General features: G+C 53.7%; 19 protein-coding genes. 9 read left to right on the top strand and 10 right to left on the bottom strand.

All coding sequences use genetic code 11. The annotated features are described in order from the left end of the window. Positions 1-236: 236 nt before the first annotated feature. Positions 237-1,193 (top strand): RNA polymerase sigma factor, RpoD/SigA family, encoded by a 957-nt coding sequence (locus tag L5220_RS11160; RefSeq protein ID WP_448527836.1) that lies wholly within the window; start codon positions 237-239, stop codon positions 1,191-1,193. A gap of 8 nt (positions 1,194-1,201) precedes the next feature. Here L5220_RS11160 and L5220_RS11155 read toward each other — a convergent pair whose 3' ends face one another. Continuing rightward, positions 1,202-2,317, bottom strand: a complete 1,116-nt coding sequence (locus L5220_RS11155; RefSeq protein WP_499573613.1) for a beta-ketoacyl-ACP synthase — start codon at positions 2,315-2,317, stop codon at positions 1,202-1,204. Continuing rightward, the gene (locus L5220_RS11150; protein WP_499573611.1) at positions 2,314-3,477 is read right to left on the bottom strand and encodes a DUF58 domain-containing protein; all 1,164 of its coding nucleotides are present in this window, start codon (positions 3,475-3,477) and stop codon (positions 2,314-2,316) included. The genes L5220_RS11155 and L5220_RS11150 overlap by 4 nt, the downstream gene beginning before the upstream one ends. Before the next feature lie 126 nt (positions 3,478-3,603). Here L5220_RS11150 and L5220_RS11145 point away from each other — a divergent pair, with 126 nt between their 5' ends. Both L5220_RS11145 and L5220_RS11140 read left to right on the top strand, forming a co-directional pair. Beyond that, complete coding sequence (locus tag L5220_RS11145) at positions 3,604-3,783, top strand: helix-turn-helix domain-containing protein (protein WP_499573609.1); 180 nt, start codon at positions 3,604-3,606, stop codon at positions 3,781-3,783. A gap of 189 nt (positions 3,784-3,972) precedes the next feature. Beyond that, positions 3,973-4,821 carry an RNA-guided endonuclease InsQ/TnpB family protein gene (locus tag L5220_RS11140; RefSeq protein ID WP_499573632.1) on the top strand — a complete coding sequence of 283 codons (849 nt, stop codon included), beginning with the start codon at positions 3,973-3,975 and terminating at the stop codon, positions 4,819-4,821. A gap of 30 nt (positions 4,822-4,851) precedes the next feature. Here the strand turns inward: L5220_RS11140 and L5220_RS11135 are convergent, their stop codons facing one another. Genes L5220_RS11135 through L5220_RS11125 form a run of 3 tightly spaced genes read right to left on the bottom strand, consistent with a single transcriptional unit; the run spans position 4,852 to position 6,456 of the window. Further along, the gene (locus L5220_RS11135) at positions 4,852-5,220 is read right to left on the bottom strand and encodes a thioredoxin family protein (protein WP_448527154.1); all 369 of its coding nucleotides are present in this window, start codon (positions 5,218-5,220) and stop codon (positions 4,852-4,854) included. A 60-nt stretch (positions 5,221-5,280) separates the two neighbouring features. Further along, positions 5,281-5,979 (bottom strand): type 1 glutamine amidotransferase, encoded by a 699-nt coding sequence (locus L5220_RS11130; RefSeq protein WP_499573607.1) that lies wholly within the window; start codon positions 5,977-5,979, stop codon positions 5,281-5,283. A gap of 3 nt (positions 5,980-5,982) precedes the next feature. Continuing rightward, positions 5,983-6,456, bottom strand: coding sequence for a CAAD domain-containing protein (locus L5220_RS11125; protein WP_499573605.1), 474 nt, complete (start codon positions 6,454-6,456; stop codon positions 5,983-5,985). Positions 6,457-6,633: 177 nt separating this feature from the next. On the opposite strand from L5220_RS11125, the gene L5220_RS11120 reads away from it, so the two are divergent. The 5 genes from L5220_RS11120 to L5220_RS11100 all read left to right on the top strand — a co-directional run bounded on the left by L5220_RS11120 (position 6,634) and on the right by L5220_RS11100 (position 11,310). Further along, positions 6,634-8,577 (top strand): FAD-dependent oxidoreductase, encoded by a 1,944-nt coding sequence (locus tag L5220_RS11120; protein ID WP_499573604.1) that lies wholly within the window; start codon positions 6,634-6,636, stop codon positions 8,575-8,577. 99 nt (positions 8,578-8,676) lie between these two features. Continuing rightward, positions 8,677-9,405 carry a UMP kinase gene (gene pyrH / locus L5220_RS11115; RefSeq protein ID WP_448514898.1) on the top strand — a complete coding sequence of 243 codons (729 nt, stop codon included), beginning with the start codon at positions 8,677-8,679 and terminating at the stop codon, positions 9,403-9,405. Continuing rightward, positions 9,392-9,940 (top strand): ribosome recycling factor, encoded by a 549-nt coding sequence (gene frr, locus L5220_RS11110; RefSeq protein ID WP_448526389.1) that lies wholly within the window; start codon positions 9,392-9,394, stop codon positions 9,938-9,940. The genes pyrH and frr overlap by 14 nt, the downstream gene beginning before the upstream one ends. A 9-nt stretch (positions 9,941-9,949) precedes the next feature. Then, positions 9,950-10,657, top strand: coding sequence for a class I SAM-dependent methyltransferase (locus tag L5220_RS11105; protein WP_499573602.1), 708 nt, complete (start codon positions 9,950-9,952; stop codon positions 10,655-10,657). Next, positions 10,657-11,310, top strand: a complete 654-nt coding sequence (locus L5220_RS11100; protein ID WP_499573600.1) for a riboflavin synthase — start codon at positions 10,657-10,659, stop codon at positions 11,308-11,310. The genes L5220_RS11105 and L5220_RS11100 overlap by 1 nt, the downstream gene beginning before the upstream one ends. A gap of 141 nt (positions 11,311-11,451) precedes the next feature. On the opposite strand, the gene L5220_RS11095 is transcribed toward L5220_RS11100, so the two are convergent. From L5220_RS11095 to acsF, 4 genes are all read right to left on the bottom strand, one after another. After that, the gene (locus tag L5220_RS11095) at positions 11,452-12,321 is read right to left on the bottom strand and encodes an acyl-CoA desaturase (protein WP_448513678.1); all 870 of its coding nucleotides are present in this window, start codon (positions 12,319-12,321) and stop codon (positions 11,452-11,454) included. A 7-nt stretch (positions 12,322-12,328) separates the two neighbouring features. Then, positions 12,329-13,726, bottom strand: a complete 1,398-nt coding sequence (gene hemN, locus L5220_RS11090) for an oxygen-independent coproporphyrinogen III oxidase (protein ID WP_499573598.1) — start codon at positions 13,724-13,726, stop codon at positions 12,329-12,331. A gap of 151 nt (positions 13,727-13,877) precedes the next feature. Beyond that, complete coding sequence (locus L5220_RS11085; RefSeq protein WP_499573596.1) at positions 13,878-14,624, bottom strand: biliverdin-producing heme oxygenase; 747 nt, start codon at positions 14,622-14,624, stop codon at positions 13,878-13,880. A 10-nt stretch (positions 14,625-14,634) separates the two neighbouring features. Next, complete coding sequence (acsF, locus tag L5220_RS11080) at positions 14,635-15,708, bottom strand: magnesium-protoporphyrin IX monomethyl ester (oxidative) cyclase (RefSeq protein ID WP_499573594.1); 1,074 nt, start codon at positions 15,706-15,708, stop codon at positions 14,635-14,637. Between the two features lie 274 nt (positions 15,709-15,982). Between acsF and L5220_RS11075 the strand changes: the two genes are divergently transcribed. Further along, on the top strand, positions 15,983-16,336 hold the full coding sequence (locus L5220_RS11075) for a winged helix-turn-helix transcriptional regulator (protein ID WP_499573591.1): 354 nt from the start codon (positions 15,983-15,985) through the stop codon (positions 16,334-16,336). A 57-nt stretch (positions 16,337-16,393) separates the two neighbouring features. Here L5220_RS11075 and L5220_RS11070 read toward each other — a convergent pair. Beyond that, a partial coding sequence (locus L5220_RS11070; protein WP_499573589.1) for an RNA-guided endonuclease InsQ/TnpB family protein occupies positions 16,394-17,358 on the bottom strand: 965 nt, incomplete at its 5' end.

The raw sequence follows: 17,358 nt of genomic DNA, 5'->3' as shown, positions 1-17,358 counted from the left end.
CAATAGGGCAAATATAAAGAAAAGATTAAAAACCCCCAAAGGGCAATGTTAGTATTCCGATTAACAGATTTAGAAATGTTAAGATTCTTAATATATCTAATACATCTGCTAAAAAGCTGTTAAAGCACCACTGGTTTGACTGCACCCTTTAGCAGGAGAGCTTGTCCGTACTACCCTAAAGAACCAATATCAAAAGCATTTCAACGACTAACTGCTGTCAACCTTCATATTGAGCGATGGTGACTATGGAGACTTCAAAAGACTTGGTACGTACTTATCTGCGGGAGATTGGTCGTGTACCGTTACTAACCCACGAGCAAGAAGTTATCTATGGTAAACAGGTGCAGCACCTTGCCCTACTCAATGAACTGCGCGAACAGCTTGCCAATGACCTCAACCGTGAACCAACTCTACAGGAGTGGGCAACTGCCGCTAATATCAACCCAGCGGAGCTAGAGAGCGCTATTGAGACGGGCGAGCGGGCTAAGCGCAAGATGGTGGAAGCAAATCTGCGCTTGGTGGTGTCGGTGGCCAAGAAGTATATTAAGCGCAATGTGGATCTGCTGGATCTGATTCAAGAGGGCACGATTGGGATGCAGCGGGGGGTGGAAAAGTTTGATCCGACGAAGGGGTATCGCTTTTCTACCTATGCTTACTGGTGGATTCGCCAAGCTATTACGCGGGCGATCGCTGAGAAGGGGCGCACCATTCGGCTCCCCATTCACATTACCGAGAAGCTCAACAAAATCAAGAAGGCGCAACGCCAACTCTCCCAGCGGCTAGGACGAGCCGCCACCATTAACGAACTGGCTGCAGAACTGGAACTCACCCCAGCCCAAGTGCGGGAGTATCTGGAGCGGGCGCGGCAGCCCTTGTCGTTGGATGTGCGGGTGGGGGACAACCAAGATACCGAACTGGGCGAACTGCTGGAGGATACCTCGATTTCGCCGGAAGAGTTTACGGCTCAGTCGTCCTTGCGCAGTGATTTAGAGCGGCTGATGGCGGACTTAACCCCGCAGCAGCGCCAAGTGCTGTCTCTGCGGTTTGGGCTGGAAGACGGTCAACCCCTGACCCTCGCCAAGGTGGGTGAGTTGTTAAACATTAGCCGGGAGCGGGTGCGGCAAATTGAGCGGGAAGCCCTCAGTAAGCTGCGCAAGCGCCGGAGCGATATTCATGAGTACCTTGCTAGTTAGGGGACATTTTAGGGAGCTGCCAGCACCAGCACTGCATTCTGGCCGCCAAAGCCATAACTACAGCAGAGAATCCGCCGCAGGTGAGCAGCCCGTGCCTTCAGGACAATATCGAGGTCAAAGGCAGGGTGCTGACAGCCTACACAGGGGGGAATGTGCTGGTCTTTCAGGGATAAACAGGATAGGGCGGTGGCGATCGCCCCTGCTGCCCCAAGGGTATGGCCAACCGCCCCTTTGCTGCTGGTAACGGGGGTATGGAACCCAAACAGTTTTTGGATCCAAGCCGCTTCTGCTGCATCATTTAGCCGGGTGCCGGTGCCATGGCTATGGATATAGTCAATCTCTGCAGGGGTGCATTGGCTCTGATGCAGAGCCTTTTGAATGGCGGCGATCGCCCCCCGCTGGCTCAAACTAGGGGCAGCAATTTGCTCAGCATCTGCCGTGAGACCCACCCCAGCAATAAGACCGTAGGGCTGTACTTGGCGAGAGCGACTATGGCGCTCCGACTCCAGCACTAGAATGGCACCGCCCGCCGCCAACCCCAAGCCGTGGCGATCGCGATCGAAGGGCGCCACCCGCTCAGAGGCTAACACCCCCAACCGCTGAAAGCCAGCAAACGTCAGGGGTGACAGGGGTGACTCTACTGCCCCTGCGAGCACGACCTCGCACTGCCCCTGCTGGATCAGCATTGCCCCTTGGGCGATCGCCCAAATCCCGGTAGCGCAGGCCGCCGTCGGATTCAACACCGGACCAACGATGCCCGCCTGTTGAGCCACTTGCTGGGATACCGCCGCCGGTAACCGCTCTAGCCAGTAATTCAGGGGGAGCGATGGTTCCCCGGTGCACAGCCATGCTTCCCACTGGGCTTGAAAACTACGACTAGAGCCAACGACGACCCCCCCATCTACCAGAGGCGCGGCTAAACCTGCATCCGCTAGTGCTTCAGCAACGGTTTGGCTCAGAATTGTCTCTAAGGGTTGGGTTGTTGTGCCGATAACGCCTACGGTTCCGGTTGGTAAGCCCTTTGGCTGTAGCCCGGTGTCCCCCTGAAGATACCGCTGCCACGTTTGGGGGGCGTTTTCACCAAGGGTAGTCAATAGACCAATTCCCGTAATCAGAACCGTCACAGTGGCACGTAGCAAGTACTGGGGCTGGCCTGGAGCTGGAGGCTAAGGGGGCGATCGCCGTGAATGTACAAGATTCTTGGTTGAGGGGGCAACGCTTGTGATCCCCACAGTAGGGTGACACTGCCGGGGGGTAACTGGTCTAGGGTCGAGGATTCAGACGTTAGCCAAAGAATCGGATCAATGGGGTAGGGGGCAACCGTGGCCTGGGGTTGAATGTCCGCTAAGGTGCGCAGAACCGCTGCTTGTCCGTGCACCATCCCCGTGGCAGCACTCCAAAATTGCACGGGAATTTGCTGTTGTTGGCTATACACGTAGAGGCTGGCTGCAGCAATCACGGCCTGTTCAAAATCCTCCTCCTGCCAGCGGCGGGTTGTATCAAGGGCAATGGTGATGGTATTGCCACCGCTGAAGGTGTCGAACTCCCGCACCCGCAGTTCGCCGTAGCGGGCACTCGTGCGCCAATGGACTAAGCGCAACGGATCGCCCCAGCGGTAGGGTCTCAGGGAGCGGGTAATACCCTCTTGGGCAACGTGGAGATGGTGTTGGCGATCGCGCCAGTCTTGGGACAGTTCTTGGCCCAGTTGATCCAGCAGTGGACACTGGTGTAGTTGCAGTACTTGGGGATAAACCACCAGTTGGCTTGGCACACTCACCTGCCGTTGACACCAAAATAGACCCAAGGGCGAGGCCGTTCGCAGGGAGACCCACTGCCAATCGTAAACTCCCCGCCGGTGTGGGATGAGGTCGTACTGCCAGTCGTAGGTGTGGTGGGGCAAAATTTCGGCAATGGCCTGCTGCGGCGGTTGGCTTTGGGTCGGTGACCAGAGGGCACGGGGCAGCCGATCAATCACCTGAAGGCTATTTCGGGGGGAGGTGGTGGCATTAGTTACATAAAGATGCAACCGCAGGCGATCGCCCACGTGCACAGGCGCTACAGGTGCGCGCTCTAAAACTATCCCTCGCAAATGTCGCGGCGGCAGAATAGCAGCAACGATTAATAGCCCCAGAATCATACCGGTAATGACGTATAGCCAACCGGCCATGGAGTTCACTGCCGCCGCAAATAAAAAGAGAGTCATCCCCAGCAGCAGCACACCGGCATAGGCAGGCGTAACCCAGCGGCGTTCTAAAAAGTGATTCAGGCGACGCAGCCAACCCATTGCAGTGCCACCCTGCAGTTTATCGAATGTGAGCGAAAAAAACCATCCGCTTGCGGCGGGGATGGATAGCGAACCAATAACCGTGCTTAGTACAAGCCTACGAAAATACACGGTACGATGTAAAGCATGGAAAAAGCGTTTAACGACCGCTTCTACCCAACGACCGAACAGGAATCCTTGCTGCGGAAAACAGTGGGCTGTGTCCGGTTGATCTATAACCGAGCACTGGCAGCAAGAACGGCAGCGTGGCGTGAACGGCAAGAGAAGATTGACTATGCGCAAACCTCTGCCTTGCTTACAAGGTGAAAAATGCAAGTTGACCTCCAATTTCTGAATGAGGTGAGTTCTGTTCCCCTTCAGCAAAGCTTGAGACATCTGCAAGACGCGTTTAATAACTTCTTTGCCGGTCGGGCAAGCTACCCCAACTTCAAAAAGAAACGGAACGGTGGTAGTGCAACGTTCACCAAGTCTGCGTTTAAGTGAAACGATGGCAAGATATTTCTGGCAAAGTGTTCAGAACCATTGAATATTAGATGGTCTAGACAAAGATGGTCTAGACAATTGCCAGAGGGTGTTGAGCCATCCACAGTGACCATTCGGCTGACCTCTGCTGGACAGTGGTACATCAGCATCCGGTTTGACGACCCGAGAGACCTAACGTTAGCTCCTGTTCAACAATCGGTTGGCTTGGATGCTGGGATTAACAGCCTTGTTACCCTGAGTACGGGTGAGAAGGTTGCCAACCCCAAACACTTTAACCGTCACTACAAGCGGCTCCGTAAGGCTCAGAAGGATTTGAGTCGCAAACAGCAAGGGTCTCGCAATCGAGAGAAAGCCAGACGGAAGGTAGCTAGAGTCCACCAACGCATTTCTAACGCCAGAAATGACCATTTGCACAAGTTGACGACGCGGCTGATTCGTGTTCGCGTAGCGTGCATGAAGCGCATGAACCAAACGATTGCCGTTGAGTCGTTGGCGGTGAAGAATATGGTCAAAAACCGCACACTTGCCCGTTCCATCAGTGATGCTGGCTGGGGTGAACTGTTACGGCAGTTGGCGTACAAGGCCCAGTGGTATGGTCGAACACTGGTGCAGATTGACCGCTGGTTTCCCAGTTCTAAACGCTGTGGGACGTGTGGTCACATTGTTGAGCGGTTGCCGTTGAGTATCCGGGAATGGGAGTGTCCTGAGTGTGGGGCGCACCATGACCGCGATGTGAATGCGGCGCGAAACATTTTGGCCGTGAGACACACGGTGACTGTCTGTGGAGCGGGTGTAAGACCTGATAGGCATACGTCTAAAGGGCAACTGCGAAGAAGCAGAAACCTAGGTCGTGAGGCTTAGGAATTCCCGCTGCTTGCGGCGGGAAGGATGTCAAGAGCGGGACTCCGCTGCCAGCAGCGATGGAAAGGAACGGCAAAGCACCTGCTGCAGAGCTTGGCGAAAATCCCCCTTCACTAGTGCTGGGTCAAACCGCTGTACTAGCTCGCCGCGATCAAAAAATAACAGGGTGGGTAAGGTCGTGAGTTGAAAATGGCGGCTTAGGGCAAAATGCTCATCAGCATTGATTTTGAGCACCTGTAGCCGCTGCGGCAAGGACTGCTCCAGTTGATCCAAGAGGGGATCAATGAGGCGACACACACCACACCAGGGTGCCCAAAAATGGACAATGACAGGGACTGGCGCACTGTGAATTTGCCGCTGAAAGCCTTCGATACTAAAAGTGGTTTGAAGACGGTTCACGTTGTTATCTCGGTTTGTCTTGGGATCATCCTACCAGTCAGCGGCAGTTTTGCAGCAGGTTTAGGGGATCCCAGTCAGCCACCGATCCAGCAATTGCTCTAAGTAGGGGATCAGTACTTGGGTTTGCCCAGCCTTCGCCACTATGTCAGCCGCCGATTGAGTGTAAGCCCCTGAGCCTAACTCAGTGCCACAGTGGTGGATGAGATCCGCAATGGTGGCCGGGGTCACTTCAAGGTGAAATTGCAATCCCAAGACGCGATCGCCCCAAAGGAAGCCTTGCTGCTGGCAGACAGCACTGGTGGCTAGGGGGATCGCTCTCGGCGGCAAGCTAAAGGTATCGCCATGCCAATGAAAAACGGTGAGGGAAGATGGCCACGCCTGAAACCATGGGTGCTGTTGGGCGGCAGGGGTGAGGTTAATAGGATACCACCCAATTTCTTTGGCAATACCGGCGGTAACGCTAGCCCCGAGCACCTGGGCTAGGAGTTGTGCCCCCAGACAAATACCCAGAATTGGCATCCCGTGGGCGATCGCCGCCCCTAGAAATGCTTTTTCTGCCCGTAACCAAGGATAAACTGCTTCGTCATTGACCCCCATCGGCCCACCCATAACAATCAAGGCATCGATCTCTGCAAGCGTGGGAAGGGTCTCACCAGCATAAAGATAGGTGCCTTGCCAGTGATGTCCCCGCGAGTGTGCCCATGCTGTAATGTGAGCGGGGGGTTCAAAGGGCACATGTTGCAGGTAGTGCAGTCGCATTGCCTATGAAGGGGTGGACGTGGTATCCCCGAGAATACGTGCCTTATAATCATTGACCTTTTGAGTCAATTCTCGCCGTCCTGAATCAAACAAGACATAGCGGTAAAGGAACCAAGTGCCGTAGCCAAAGCCAATGAGTTGGCAGGTGGGTGCCAACAGGGGAATAGCATTCACAACTTCCAAAATCGCGATCGCCAGTGCCACAAAGGGAACCGTTGCCAAAATAATCAGCAGCGTCCGTAGGGGTTGCTTGTACTCTCCCAACAATGTACTCACCTGATCGGGAAAGACCGTCAGCACCCAGTACAGCTTTTCGCGGGCTTGTTGCCACTGCTCATCGGTTAACCCTCCCACCGTAGGGGCGGGTGTTGCGGGTTCACGTCCAGCTAAACTGCCGGCTGGAGTTGTGTCCACCTCAAGAACGGAGGCTTCTGTATGGGTTGTTTCCGTGGCTGGCGATGTTTCAAATTCATTCATGCGATTAGTTTCCTGACGCTCGTTCCTAACGCTGATGAGTGACATGGCTTACGGGTCTAAGTATAGTACAGAAATTGGCACGACCGCGCCGTTAAGTTCTACCCCCATGCCTAGGGGCAAACTTGCGGTGCTGGCTGGCACAGTCGTTGCGAGAGTCACGTCGGGAGAACTTGCCCCATGCGGACTTGCTATGGGTGGTTAATGGGTTGCTTGGTGGCGATCGCCCCGCTGTCGAACCAGCGTGCCCTTGCCGCTCCCCAAACCGTTGAGTGCGACATTTTAGTGATTGGCGGTGGCTTAGCTGGCGTGGCCACTGCTTACGAAGGATTACGCTACGGCAAAACTGTTTGCCTTACCGAAATCACCGATTGGTTGGGGGGGCAACTGTCAGCCCAGGGCACCTCTGCCCTCGATGAACAACTGCGCCAGCGACAACAGTGGTGGTTTCCCGCTGGCTATAGCCAACTCCGTCGCCGCATCATTGCCCAAAACCGCCCGGGAGATTGCTGGGTCAGTGAGGTTTGCTTTCTGCCAGCAGTGGGGGCAACCCTTGTGAGTGACCTGCTGCAAGAAATGGCGGCTCAGGGGCGGGGSACCCTCAAGGTGTTTCTCAATACAGTGGTGCAGGAGATCACCCCCGCAGACGATCCACAGCAACCCGGGCAACTCATCCGCCATGTGCGCGGCATTCAACACCGACGTGCCCCCCAAGCCCCACCGCTAAATACCGACCCCCTCTCCCAAACTCTGGCAGACATTTACAGCGATCAAGACTCACCACGGTTGAGCAAAACCATTCTCAATTTTCAGCCCCCCACCGCGGGCGACTGGATGGTGATTGAAGCCACTGAAACAGGAGAGGTGCTGGCCTTGGCGGATCTCCCCTATCGCTTGGGGATTGATCCTGTGAGCGTGGACAACCCGTCCGCCTCTAGTCCTGTTCCCTATCCCTACTGCCCCCAAGCCATTACCTATACCTTTGCCCTTGAGGTCATGGCTGAGCCTCAAACCTATCGCCGTCCCGCCAGTTACGATCGCTTTGCCCCCTTTTACAGCTATGCCCATTTGCGTTTTGGCCAAGAGCCAGTATTGGTGCTCACCTATCGGCGCATTTTTAGTGCTCAGCCCGCTCAAGGCTCCCGACAAGTCAGTGTGGGGGATGTTTCGATGCAAAACTGGGAGCGGGGCAATGACTACGGCCCAAGAACGGCGATGGATAATTTATTGTTGACGCGATCGCAACTGCTGGCCAGTGGTCAACTCCAACCCCGACGCTGGCAGGGAGGCTGGCGGATTGCTGGCTTAGCGGCAGCAGAAGAACTGGCACGGAATTACTTTTACTGGCTGGCCACTGGCACCACCGATGCAGTCTTAGGGGATAACATCAAGCAACCCAACCCCTATCTGCGCTATCTACAGGGGTATGATTCGCCGATGGGCACGGCTCATGGCCTGTCTAAATTCCCCTATATTCGCGAAGGGCGACGGTTGGTGGGTCGCTATCAGGGGGGCTGGCCAGCGGGGTTTAGTATTGATGAGATTGATATTTCTGCAAAGCCCTACTGGCAAGATCCTTACTATCCCCAGACTCTCGGTGCAGAGCAGTTCCAACAACTAGCGATTCGCATGGGTGGGTTGCAGGGACTGGCGGTTGCTCGCGGTGTGCTTCCCCTGAGTCAGATGCAATGGCGGCGTCGGGCGCGACTTTATCCCGACAGTATTGGCATTGGCTACTATCCCATTGATTTTCATCCCTGTATGCTGCAACACCCCCCAGAAGCTGCAGGTAATATTGAACGCCCGCGAGAACGTCAAGGGGCTGGTCAAACCTATCCGTTCCAAGTGCCCTTGCGAGCATTGATTCCCCCCCGCATCAATAATTTACTGGTGACCGGCAAAAATATTGCCACCAGCCATATTGCGGCTGCGGCCTATCGGGTACACCCCTACGAGTGGTCGGTGGGGGCTGGCACAGGCACGGTGGCCGCCTACGTTCTTGAGCAGGGTTTGCGCCCCCATCAGCTTACGGAACCGCTGCCCCTTTATAGCCCCCATCTGGTACAGGTGCAGCGGCGGTTACAAGCGGCGGCCAACCCCATTGCTTTTCCAGACAATTTTTAGGAACGCCTCTGCTGAGAATGGCAACCGTGTAGGCTACTGCGGCGGTAACTGAACCTGCTATGGTTGATGGGGAGCTATTGGAGTGCGACAGTCTTTGCCATGAGTCCTAACTACCGCCGCGTCTTGCTCAAATTGAGCGGTGAAGCCCTCATGGGTGGCCTCAACTACGGTATTGACCCGAAAGTAGTTCAGGCCTTTGCCAGTGAAATTGCCCAAGTGGTTCAAGCAGGGGTACAAACAGCTATTGTTGTGGGCGGTGGCAACATCTTTCGGGGGATGAAGGGGGCTGCCGCTGGCATGGATCGAGCAACGGCGGACTACATTGGCATGATTGCCACAGTGATGAATGCCATGACCCTGCAGGATGCCCTTGAACAAATGAATGTGCCCACCCGGGTACAGACGGCGATCGCGATGCAGGAGATTGCCGAACCTTACATTCGTCGCCGCGCCATCCGCCATCTGGAAAAAGGCCGCGTGGTGATCTTTGGCGCTGGCTCTGGGAATCCCTTTTTTACCACGGATACTACCGCTGCGCTGCGAGCCGCAGAAATTGATGCCGAAGTTATTTTCAAAGCAACCAAGGTGGATGGGGTCTATGATGCCGACCCTCAAGAAAACCCAAATGCCCGACGCTATCGAACGTTAACCTACACCCACGCCCTGACCCATAACTTGGCGGTCATGGACAGTACGGCGATCGCCCTGTGTAAAGATAATGATATCCCCATCATTGTGTTTAGCTTAGAAACGGCGGGCAATATCTACCGTGCGTTGACTGGGGAACCCATTGGTACGATGGTTGGAGGCTCCTGTGAAATTAGCTGATGTCGAAGAGCGGATGCAAAAATCCGTGGAAGCAACCCAGCACGACTTTAATAGTATCCGCACGGGTCGCGCCAATGCGGCCTTACTAGACCGGGTGATGGTGGATTACTACGGCACTGAAACGCCCCTGCGCTCCTTAGCTAATATTTCCACCCCCGATGCAACAACGATTCTCATTCAGCCCTACGATCGCTCCAGCCTTGCCGCTGTTGAAAAAGCCATTCAACTGTCGGATCTGGGTTTAACCCCTAACAATGACGGTACCAGTGTGCGCTTAAATATTCCCCCTCTTACTACCGAACGCCGCAAAGAATTAGTGAAAACAGCCGCCAAAATTGCTGAGAATGGTAAGGTTGCGATTCGCAATATCCGCCGCGATGCCATCGATCAGGTGAAAAAACAAGGCAAATCAGGTGAGCTGTCTGAAGATCAAGTCAAGGATCTACAGGATAAGCTTCAGAAGTTAACCGATAAGTACATCAGCAAAGTGGATGCCCTGCTCGCAGAAAAAGAAAAAGATATTATGACAGTTTAGGCCACTGCAATGACGGGCAACAGTACAGACTATACCTATAGTGCTGCGGAGTTTGCCCAGCGCGGCATTCAAGGCAGCGATCGCCTTGCCTTTGACCAAGTGGCCGCACGGATTCAAGCACTTGGTTGTTGTGGGCAGGCGCTTGATGTTGGCTGTGGAGCGGGGCGATCGAGCCGTTTTTTGAAGTCTTTGGGGCTAGAGGTCACTGGTCTGGATGTGAGTGAGGCCATGCTTACCTACGCGCGGCAGCAGGATCCCCATGGCCACTATGTGCAGTCCAACGCCAATCACCCCTTTCCCTTTGCTGATGGTCAGTTTGATGTGTTTCTCTCAACATGGATGGTGTTGGAAATTGCTGACTATGCCACACTCATCAATGTTATGGCGGAAATTTGCCGTGTTCTTAAGCCCAATGGCGTGGGTTGGGTGGTGACCACGACCCCAGAGTTTTACAGTCATCGTTGGCTGAGTTGTGAGGTGAATTTTCCCGAAAACCAACCGCCGCTACGCTCAGGTCAGCAGGTCAAGGCACGGTTGTTACCCGAAAACATAGTTGTGACGGATACGTTCTGGAGCGAGGCAGACTATCGTCAAGCCTTTGCTCAGGCGGGCTTCACCACCTGTCAGCTCTACACGCCCCTCGCAACAGGGGAGGATTGGCTCGATGAAACTCGAGTGGCTCCCTACGCTATCTACGAACTCTCTAAGGGGTGCTGATGTTTACAGGCATTATTCAAGCGGTTGGACAGGTGCAGTGGCAATCGGATCAGCAGTTGCTCGTTACTGCGGCGATGGCACCGTTTCTCAAGGAGATGGCTATTGGCGATAGTATTGCTGTGGATGGGGTGTGCCTGACGGTGGAAACCTTTGATCGCAGCAGCTTTCGGGTGAGTGTCTCTCCAGAGACGCTCCAGCGCACGACCCTAGGGGAAAAAGCCCAGCAAGGTGCGGCGGTCAATTTGGAGCCAGCATTGCGGGTCGGGGATAAACTGGGTGGGCATTTTGTAACCGGTCACGTGGATGGGGTGGGCTCTCTGCAGGCGATCGCCCCCACTGGCGAGAGTTGGGAGCTGACCGTTGCCGCACCCCTAGCCGTTGCTACGTACATCATTCCCAAGGGCAGTATTGCCATCAACGGCATTAGCTTGACGGTGGCTGCCTGTAATGAACTGGGGGATGAATTTACGGTGGCGGTTATTCCCCATACCTATCGGGAAACAACCCTCCAGTTTCTTCAGATTGGGGATGCCGTGAACTTAGAAGCCGATCTCCTTGGGAAATATACCCATAAACTCTTGGGGCGATCAGCAGCACCCGCAACCGATTCAACCATTGATATTCCCTTCCTCCAAACCCATGGCTATGCCTAACCCCACAGCGGCGGTTGATGTGGGCATTGGTGGGGGGGTGCGTCATATTCTGTAGGCTTGAGCCGCCCTGAAAGGGATCAACCCTTGATAGCAAGTTCTCCCTCAATGCTCCTATCCCTCGAATAGATTTGGTTTGTCGATTTAGGGCGATCGCCGCACCGGTTGAACAGCAAGGGCGAGAGCCGTCTCCGTCGGCATTACGACGTTCCGGGCTAGCCCTAGGGTTTTCAATATCCAGATAGCCCACCACGTGACATCAATCTCCCACCACCGCCAGCCTGCCTTCGCCACATGGGGATAGGCGTGGTGGTTATTGTGCCAGCCTTCGCCATAGGTCAAAATCGCAGCCCACCATAGGTTACGGGAATTATCGTTGATGTGAAAGGTGCGATACCCCCACATATGGGTGACGGAGTTGATCAACCAAGTGCTATGCCACAGCAACACTGACCGCAGGAAAACACCGTAGATGACGAAGGGCCAGCCGCCTAGGGCATACAGGGCGATCGCGAGGGGCAGTTGCAGCAGAATGAAGTAGCGGTTGAGCCAGCGGTAGAAGCCTTGGCGAACTAGGTCAGGCGCAAATTTTTGGTAGCGATCGTAGTTGAAGTAGTCGGGATGGGGATAGATCATCCACAGCATGTGGCTCCACCAAAAGCCACGCTTAGCGGAGTAGGGATCCTGTTCCACATCCTCCGTATGGGCGTGGTGTAGTCGATGGCCGGCCACCCAGAAGATCGGCCCGCCCTGTAGAGCCATTGCCCCCACCAAGGCGATCGCATATTCCAGCCAGCGGGGAACCTGAAAGCTGCGGTGGCTGAGCAGGCGATGGTAGCCCAAGCAGATGCCAATGCTGCCAAACAGCCAATGGAGCAGGAGCATCACCCCCAAGGCCGACCAAGAGAAAAACCAAGGAGCCAGCATGGCTAAGGCATGGACAGCGGTGAAGAAGAAGACAATCAGCCAGTTGAGGGGATAGCGAGTGGGTTGACTTGGTGCACTAGTGGTCATAATCAATCTATATAGATTTGGAGAATACGTTGCCGGTGCGATCGCCCAAGTAGGCATCAAATACAGCAGCAATGTTGCGAATCAGCAGGCGGCCACTGGGGGTTACTTCGATGCCATCCCCCGAGCGCTTCAGCAATCCATCGGCTTCTAGGGCATCGAGCTGGGGCAAGACGGGGGCAAAGTAGTCGTTGAAGTCGAGGTCAAACCCGAGGTGATACTTGGCTTCTAGATCCTGCACCGAGAGTTGGAACTGACACATCAGTTCCATGATCACCGTTCGACGAATCAGATCATCTTGGCTGAGCCGCACGCCGCGCTCGATGGGAAGCTGGTTGGTATCTAAAGCTCGGTAGAAATCCCCAATGCGCTTATGGTTTTGGACATAGACATCCTGCACCATGCTGATGGAGGTCATGCCAAATCCAACTAGGTCAGACTCGGGCTGGGTGGTGTAGCCTTGGAAGTTGCGATGGAGTTTGCCAGTCTGCTGGGCGATCGCCAGTTCGTCGTTGGGCTTGGCAAAGTGATCCATGCCGATAAATACATAGCCTGCATCGGTTAACTGGGCGATGGTTTGCTGAAGGATTTGGAGCTTTTCCGCACTGCTGGGCATTTCTGATGCGGGCATGCGCTTTTGAATCGGCTTCATCCAAGGAATATAGGCAAAGTTAAACACCGCGATGCGATCGGGGTTAAGCGCTAGGGTTTTTTCTACTGTTTCCCGGAAGCTATCCACGGTTTGGTAGGGCAATCCATAGATCAGATCCACATTGACACTCTCAAAGCCCGCCGCCCGGATCCAGTCCATCACATTAAACAGCATTGATTCTGGTTGTATCCGGTTGATCGCTGCCTGTACTGTGGGGTTAAAGTCTTGAATGCCAAAGCTAATGCGATTAAATCCAAGCTGCCGTAGATGATTGAGATACTGGCGATCGCCATCTCGAGGGTTAATCTCAATGGAAATTTCGGCTCTGTCATCAAAGGTAAACTGCTGGGAAATCTGTTCCCATAGATAGTCAACCTGATGGATATTTAGATAATTAGGCGTACCGCCGCCCCAGTGGAGTTGATGCACCCGGCGATCGCGAGAGATCAGGGGCGCTACCTGACGAATATGGCGCCCCAAGTAATCGACGTAGGGTGCAGCAATGCCCTTACGCGGTGTCACGATGGTATTGCAGCCGCAGAAATAGCAGGCGGTTTCGCAAAAGGGAATGTGGCAATAGAGGGATAGGGGTGTTTTCTTATAGTTTCCCAGAGCGATCGCCGCTCGAAATGAGGTTGTATCAAAATTGGGAGATAGCTCTGTTGCAGGAGGATAGCTCGTGTAGCGCGGCAGTGGCTGATTGTATTTGTTAAGCAGAGCCGCATCAAATTCAACGGTCTGAGAAAGCGGTTTCATGATGGCTAGGTTTCATACGTTAAATGGATGGGCAGATCAATCGAGTCGGAACAGTCCCAAGCTACCCCAGCACATGTCGAATGCTGTATCACCTGACGCTGGGATTTCAAGCGCTGAACCCTCGAAGAGCAGATTCTCCAAGCGCCAATGCCTAGCCTAGGACGAGTTCGCGATCGCCCCCTTGGGCATGGGGCGTGGTGCTGCCGGGGCGATCGTGGCGCGTGAGCAGGTGAAAGGTATGCTCCCCGATGGCGGCCTTCACATCCTCTTCCAGCTCGTGCATGATGTTGCGGTTGAGCATAAAGGCATCATTAGCGGCGGCAATCATCCGTTCCACCGTATCCTCATCAATGGGCAGAGAATCAAGGGTTTGGCGATACTGTTCCTTCATGGCTTGTCGGGCTTCGGCGGTTGGCAATGCTGGAAATTCATACATCTGAGTTCCCACACCGTCGGGTAGGTTGAGCGCCGAGCGAATGATCCGCTTTAGAGCCTGCCCCCCTGATAGATCACCCATGTAGCGGGTATAGGCATGGGCAATGAGCAACAGTGGGTCAACCTCCGCCAGCAGACGCAGGCGATCGCAGTAGGCTTGGCCGGCGGGAGATGGGGTAATTTGATCGCGCCACTGGGGGCCATAGTAGTAGGACAAATCCTTAGCCAGTTGTTCCGCTCGGTTTAGCTCCGGGAAATACATCGCCCCAACGACAGGATGATCAATATACTGGCGGAAGAGGTCTTCTAAGGTACTGTAAACAAAGTATAAATTTGCAAAGAGTTTACGCAATGGCTCCGGTTCCACAATCCCTTGCAAAAAACACTTCATAAAGGCCGTATTTTCAGCCGCCGTATGGGACTGCTGGGTTCCTTCGCGGAGGCGAGCAGACAATGAACTCATGGAGACTCTCCTAACGAACAGTTTCTCGTGATTGTTCAGCGTTCACAGACGGAATTAGATAGAGGCACAGCATTTGCCAGATAATGACTGCCATCCATGGCAGTTTCTGGATCAGCTTGATTACAGCAGGACGCTGGGTGCTGGCAATCTCGGCTAGATGCTGGTTCGCGATCGCGCAGGTGTTCAGGCGCAGGAAAAAGGTAGGATGGTCGGTGTTGAGAATACAGGGAAAGGCACGCCGAGCCGTTTCGTTGGTATTGCGGATGACGTCTTTATTGAATTGATCCGGATCTAACCCAATGGACTCGTAGAACGTTGCCCGTTCCAGCACCGTCAAGGTATGGGTGACAAAAACGGTGAGCAGGAAGAACCGAGCCCAGAGGCGACCGCCCAAAGTATTCCACAGTTTGGGTTGCGCTCGCAGTAAGACCTTGAAGAAGTCACCGTGACGGTTTTCGTCTTGGCACCAGCTTTCAAAGTACTTGAACAGCGGGTAGATGCGATGTTCAGGATGCTGTTCCAGATGGCGATAGATTAGAATGTAGCGCCAATATCCAATTTTCTCGGATAAGTAAACCGTGTAGATAACCCATTCTGGTGGGAAGAACGTATAGGTGCGGTTTTTGGTCAGATAGCCCAAATCGAGGGATAGACCAAAGTCAGCCATGGCTTTGTTGAGAAAGCCAGCATGGCGGGCTTCATCACGGGCAAGAAGTGCAAAGGCTTCCGACAGAACAGGGTTACGCCCCTTGAGTTTGCGAGACAGTTCTTTGAACAGCAAGAACCCTGAAAATTCTGACGTACAGGAGCGCTCTAGGAAGTCAATGAAGGCCTGCCGGGTTTCACCATCGATGCTATCCCAGCATTGATCAAACTCCGCATTGCGCACGAAGTGATAGCGGTTGTAGTCGGCTCGCAGTTCGGCCAATACCGACTCAATTTCATCCTCATGCCCAGACAAATCCATCTGAGCAACGGCATCAAAATCGGTGGTATAAAAGCGAGGCGTTAAAAGGGTTTCTTGAGCTGGTGCTTTAATTCCTGGCCGCAGACTGGCTGCTTCAGCAGAGGAGGTACTGACCATAACTGTGCGTGTTGCTATCGGTACTGTGCAACATCTTTCCCTGAAGCGATGAGTTCTCACAAGGCAGTTACCGCGCTATCCCTATAGGAACTTGGAGTAAAGCATTACCCAGATAGCTTGACGAGAGGACATTCTTAAGAAATATTGAGTTTTGTGTCAACCTGTCAAAATCCCTCATGGCAGTGTCTAGAATGCCGACAATGAGAATGCCGACAATGGGGGTGTTCTCGGCGGGGCTGTGAAGGAGTAGGATCGATCTAAATGGCAGATGTCAATGGCGAAGGCGTGTATTGATGTCCAATGTCCGATTCAGTTTGTGGTGGATTTGTTGGGCAATAAGTGGTCAATTTTGCTGTTACGGGAGCTATTTGAGGGCGATCGCCGCACCCACGAGCTGTTGGCAGCGCTACCGGGAGTGAGCACTAAGACCTTGACCCAGCGTTTGCGGGAACTGGAAGCCCATGGCCTAGTGGAACGACGGGTCTATGCGGAGGTGCCGCCTCGGGTGGAATATTCCCTAACCCCCAAAGGGCAGCAGCTTCAGCCGGTGATGGCGGCGCTCCATCAGGTGGGATCCCAGTGGCTAGCCCAAGATCCCTGCCTCTGTGTGCTCAACACGCCGCCCTAGCTCAAGGCGTCTGGAGATGTGACACTCCCCGCCGTGGAACGGCGAGGCTTCTCTGAGTTAGGCTAGAGCAAAACCAATCTGCCCTAACTTGACCTTAGAAGGGGCTGCCACAGCCCCTCTACACACTCCACTCAACTCGATATTGAGCTTTGTGCTTACCTTTCTCATGATATTGCAGGCTCCATTACAGTCTGCATTGATGAGCCATCCTTGAGCAGTTCGGTACAGACCTCTAAGAATTCGTTTTCCTGATGCCTTCCACCCTTCAGGTTTTTCACCGAACGTAGGCAAGAAGTCATTATCAAAAAACGAGGCTTGAGACGTATATGATTCTTCGGTTTCGACTAATCGAATCCCGAAAATTAAACAAAGCTGCTCAATTCGTCCAAACAGCTTGTAGTGCGGAATTTGCACGAACTCCTGATTCGTTTTTGCACCCAAATTGATTTCATCTTTCTGCCCTTTGTTTCGACCGTAGATGATCGTATCGATGTCGTTTTCCAAGCAGAAGTTGACGACCCACCGTGCTGCTTTGTTGATGTAGTCTCGCACATAGCAATTTCGCTTATGGGTAATAAGTTGGATTCGCTTCGAGGTCGCGCCCTTCATGGATGGCTTGCCATGAGTCAGAATCGATTTGAATTTGGCAACCTGCTTATTGAACCATTGGTTTCGAGATTTCAACCCTCTACCATCCAGCACAAAGGCAAGTCCAGTATTTGTCACGCCGGTCAAGAGGTTATTCAGGCCTGCGTCAAGCGCTAAAACGTTCTCAGGACACAATTTGCAGCATTGAGCAGTCTTGTCCATCGTGAAGTGAACATACTCAACAACCCACTGCCCATTCGTCGGAATGAATCGCAGTTCTCGGATCTGCACATCCTTTAATCGTTCTGGCAACGGGATGTAGAACGCATCTCTTCCAACTGCAGCTTTTCCACCGTTGCCCAAAGGAACTCGAATCAAGCCTTTCTCTACTTTCAGGGATTGCCGAGAAAGGCTTGATTCGAGTTCCTTTGGGC

The sequence above is a fragment of the Synechococcus sp. PCC 6716 genome (assembly GCF_022570815.1).
GTDB lineage: Bacteria > Cyanobacteriota > Cyanobacteriia > Thermosynechococcales > Thermosynechococcaceae > Thermosynechococcus > Thermosynechococcus lividus.
Note: the sequence above shows the minus strand (reverse complement) of the source record. Positions and strands in the feature narration are given on the sequence as shown.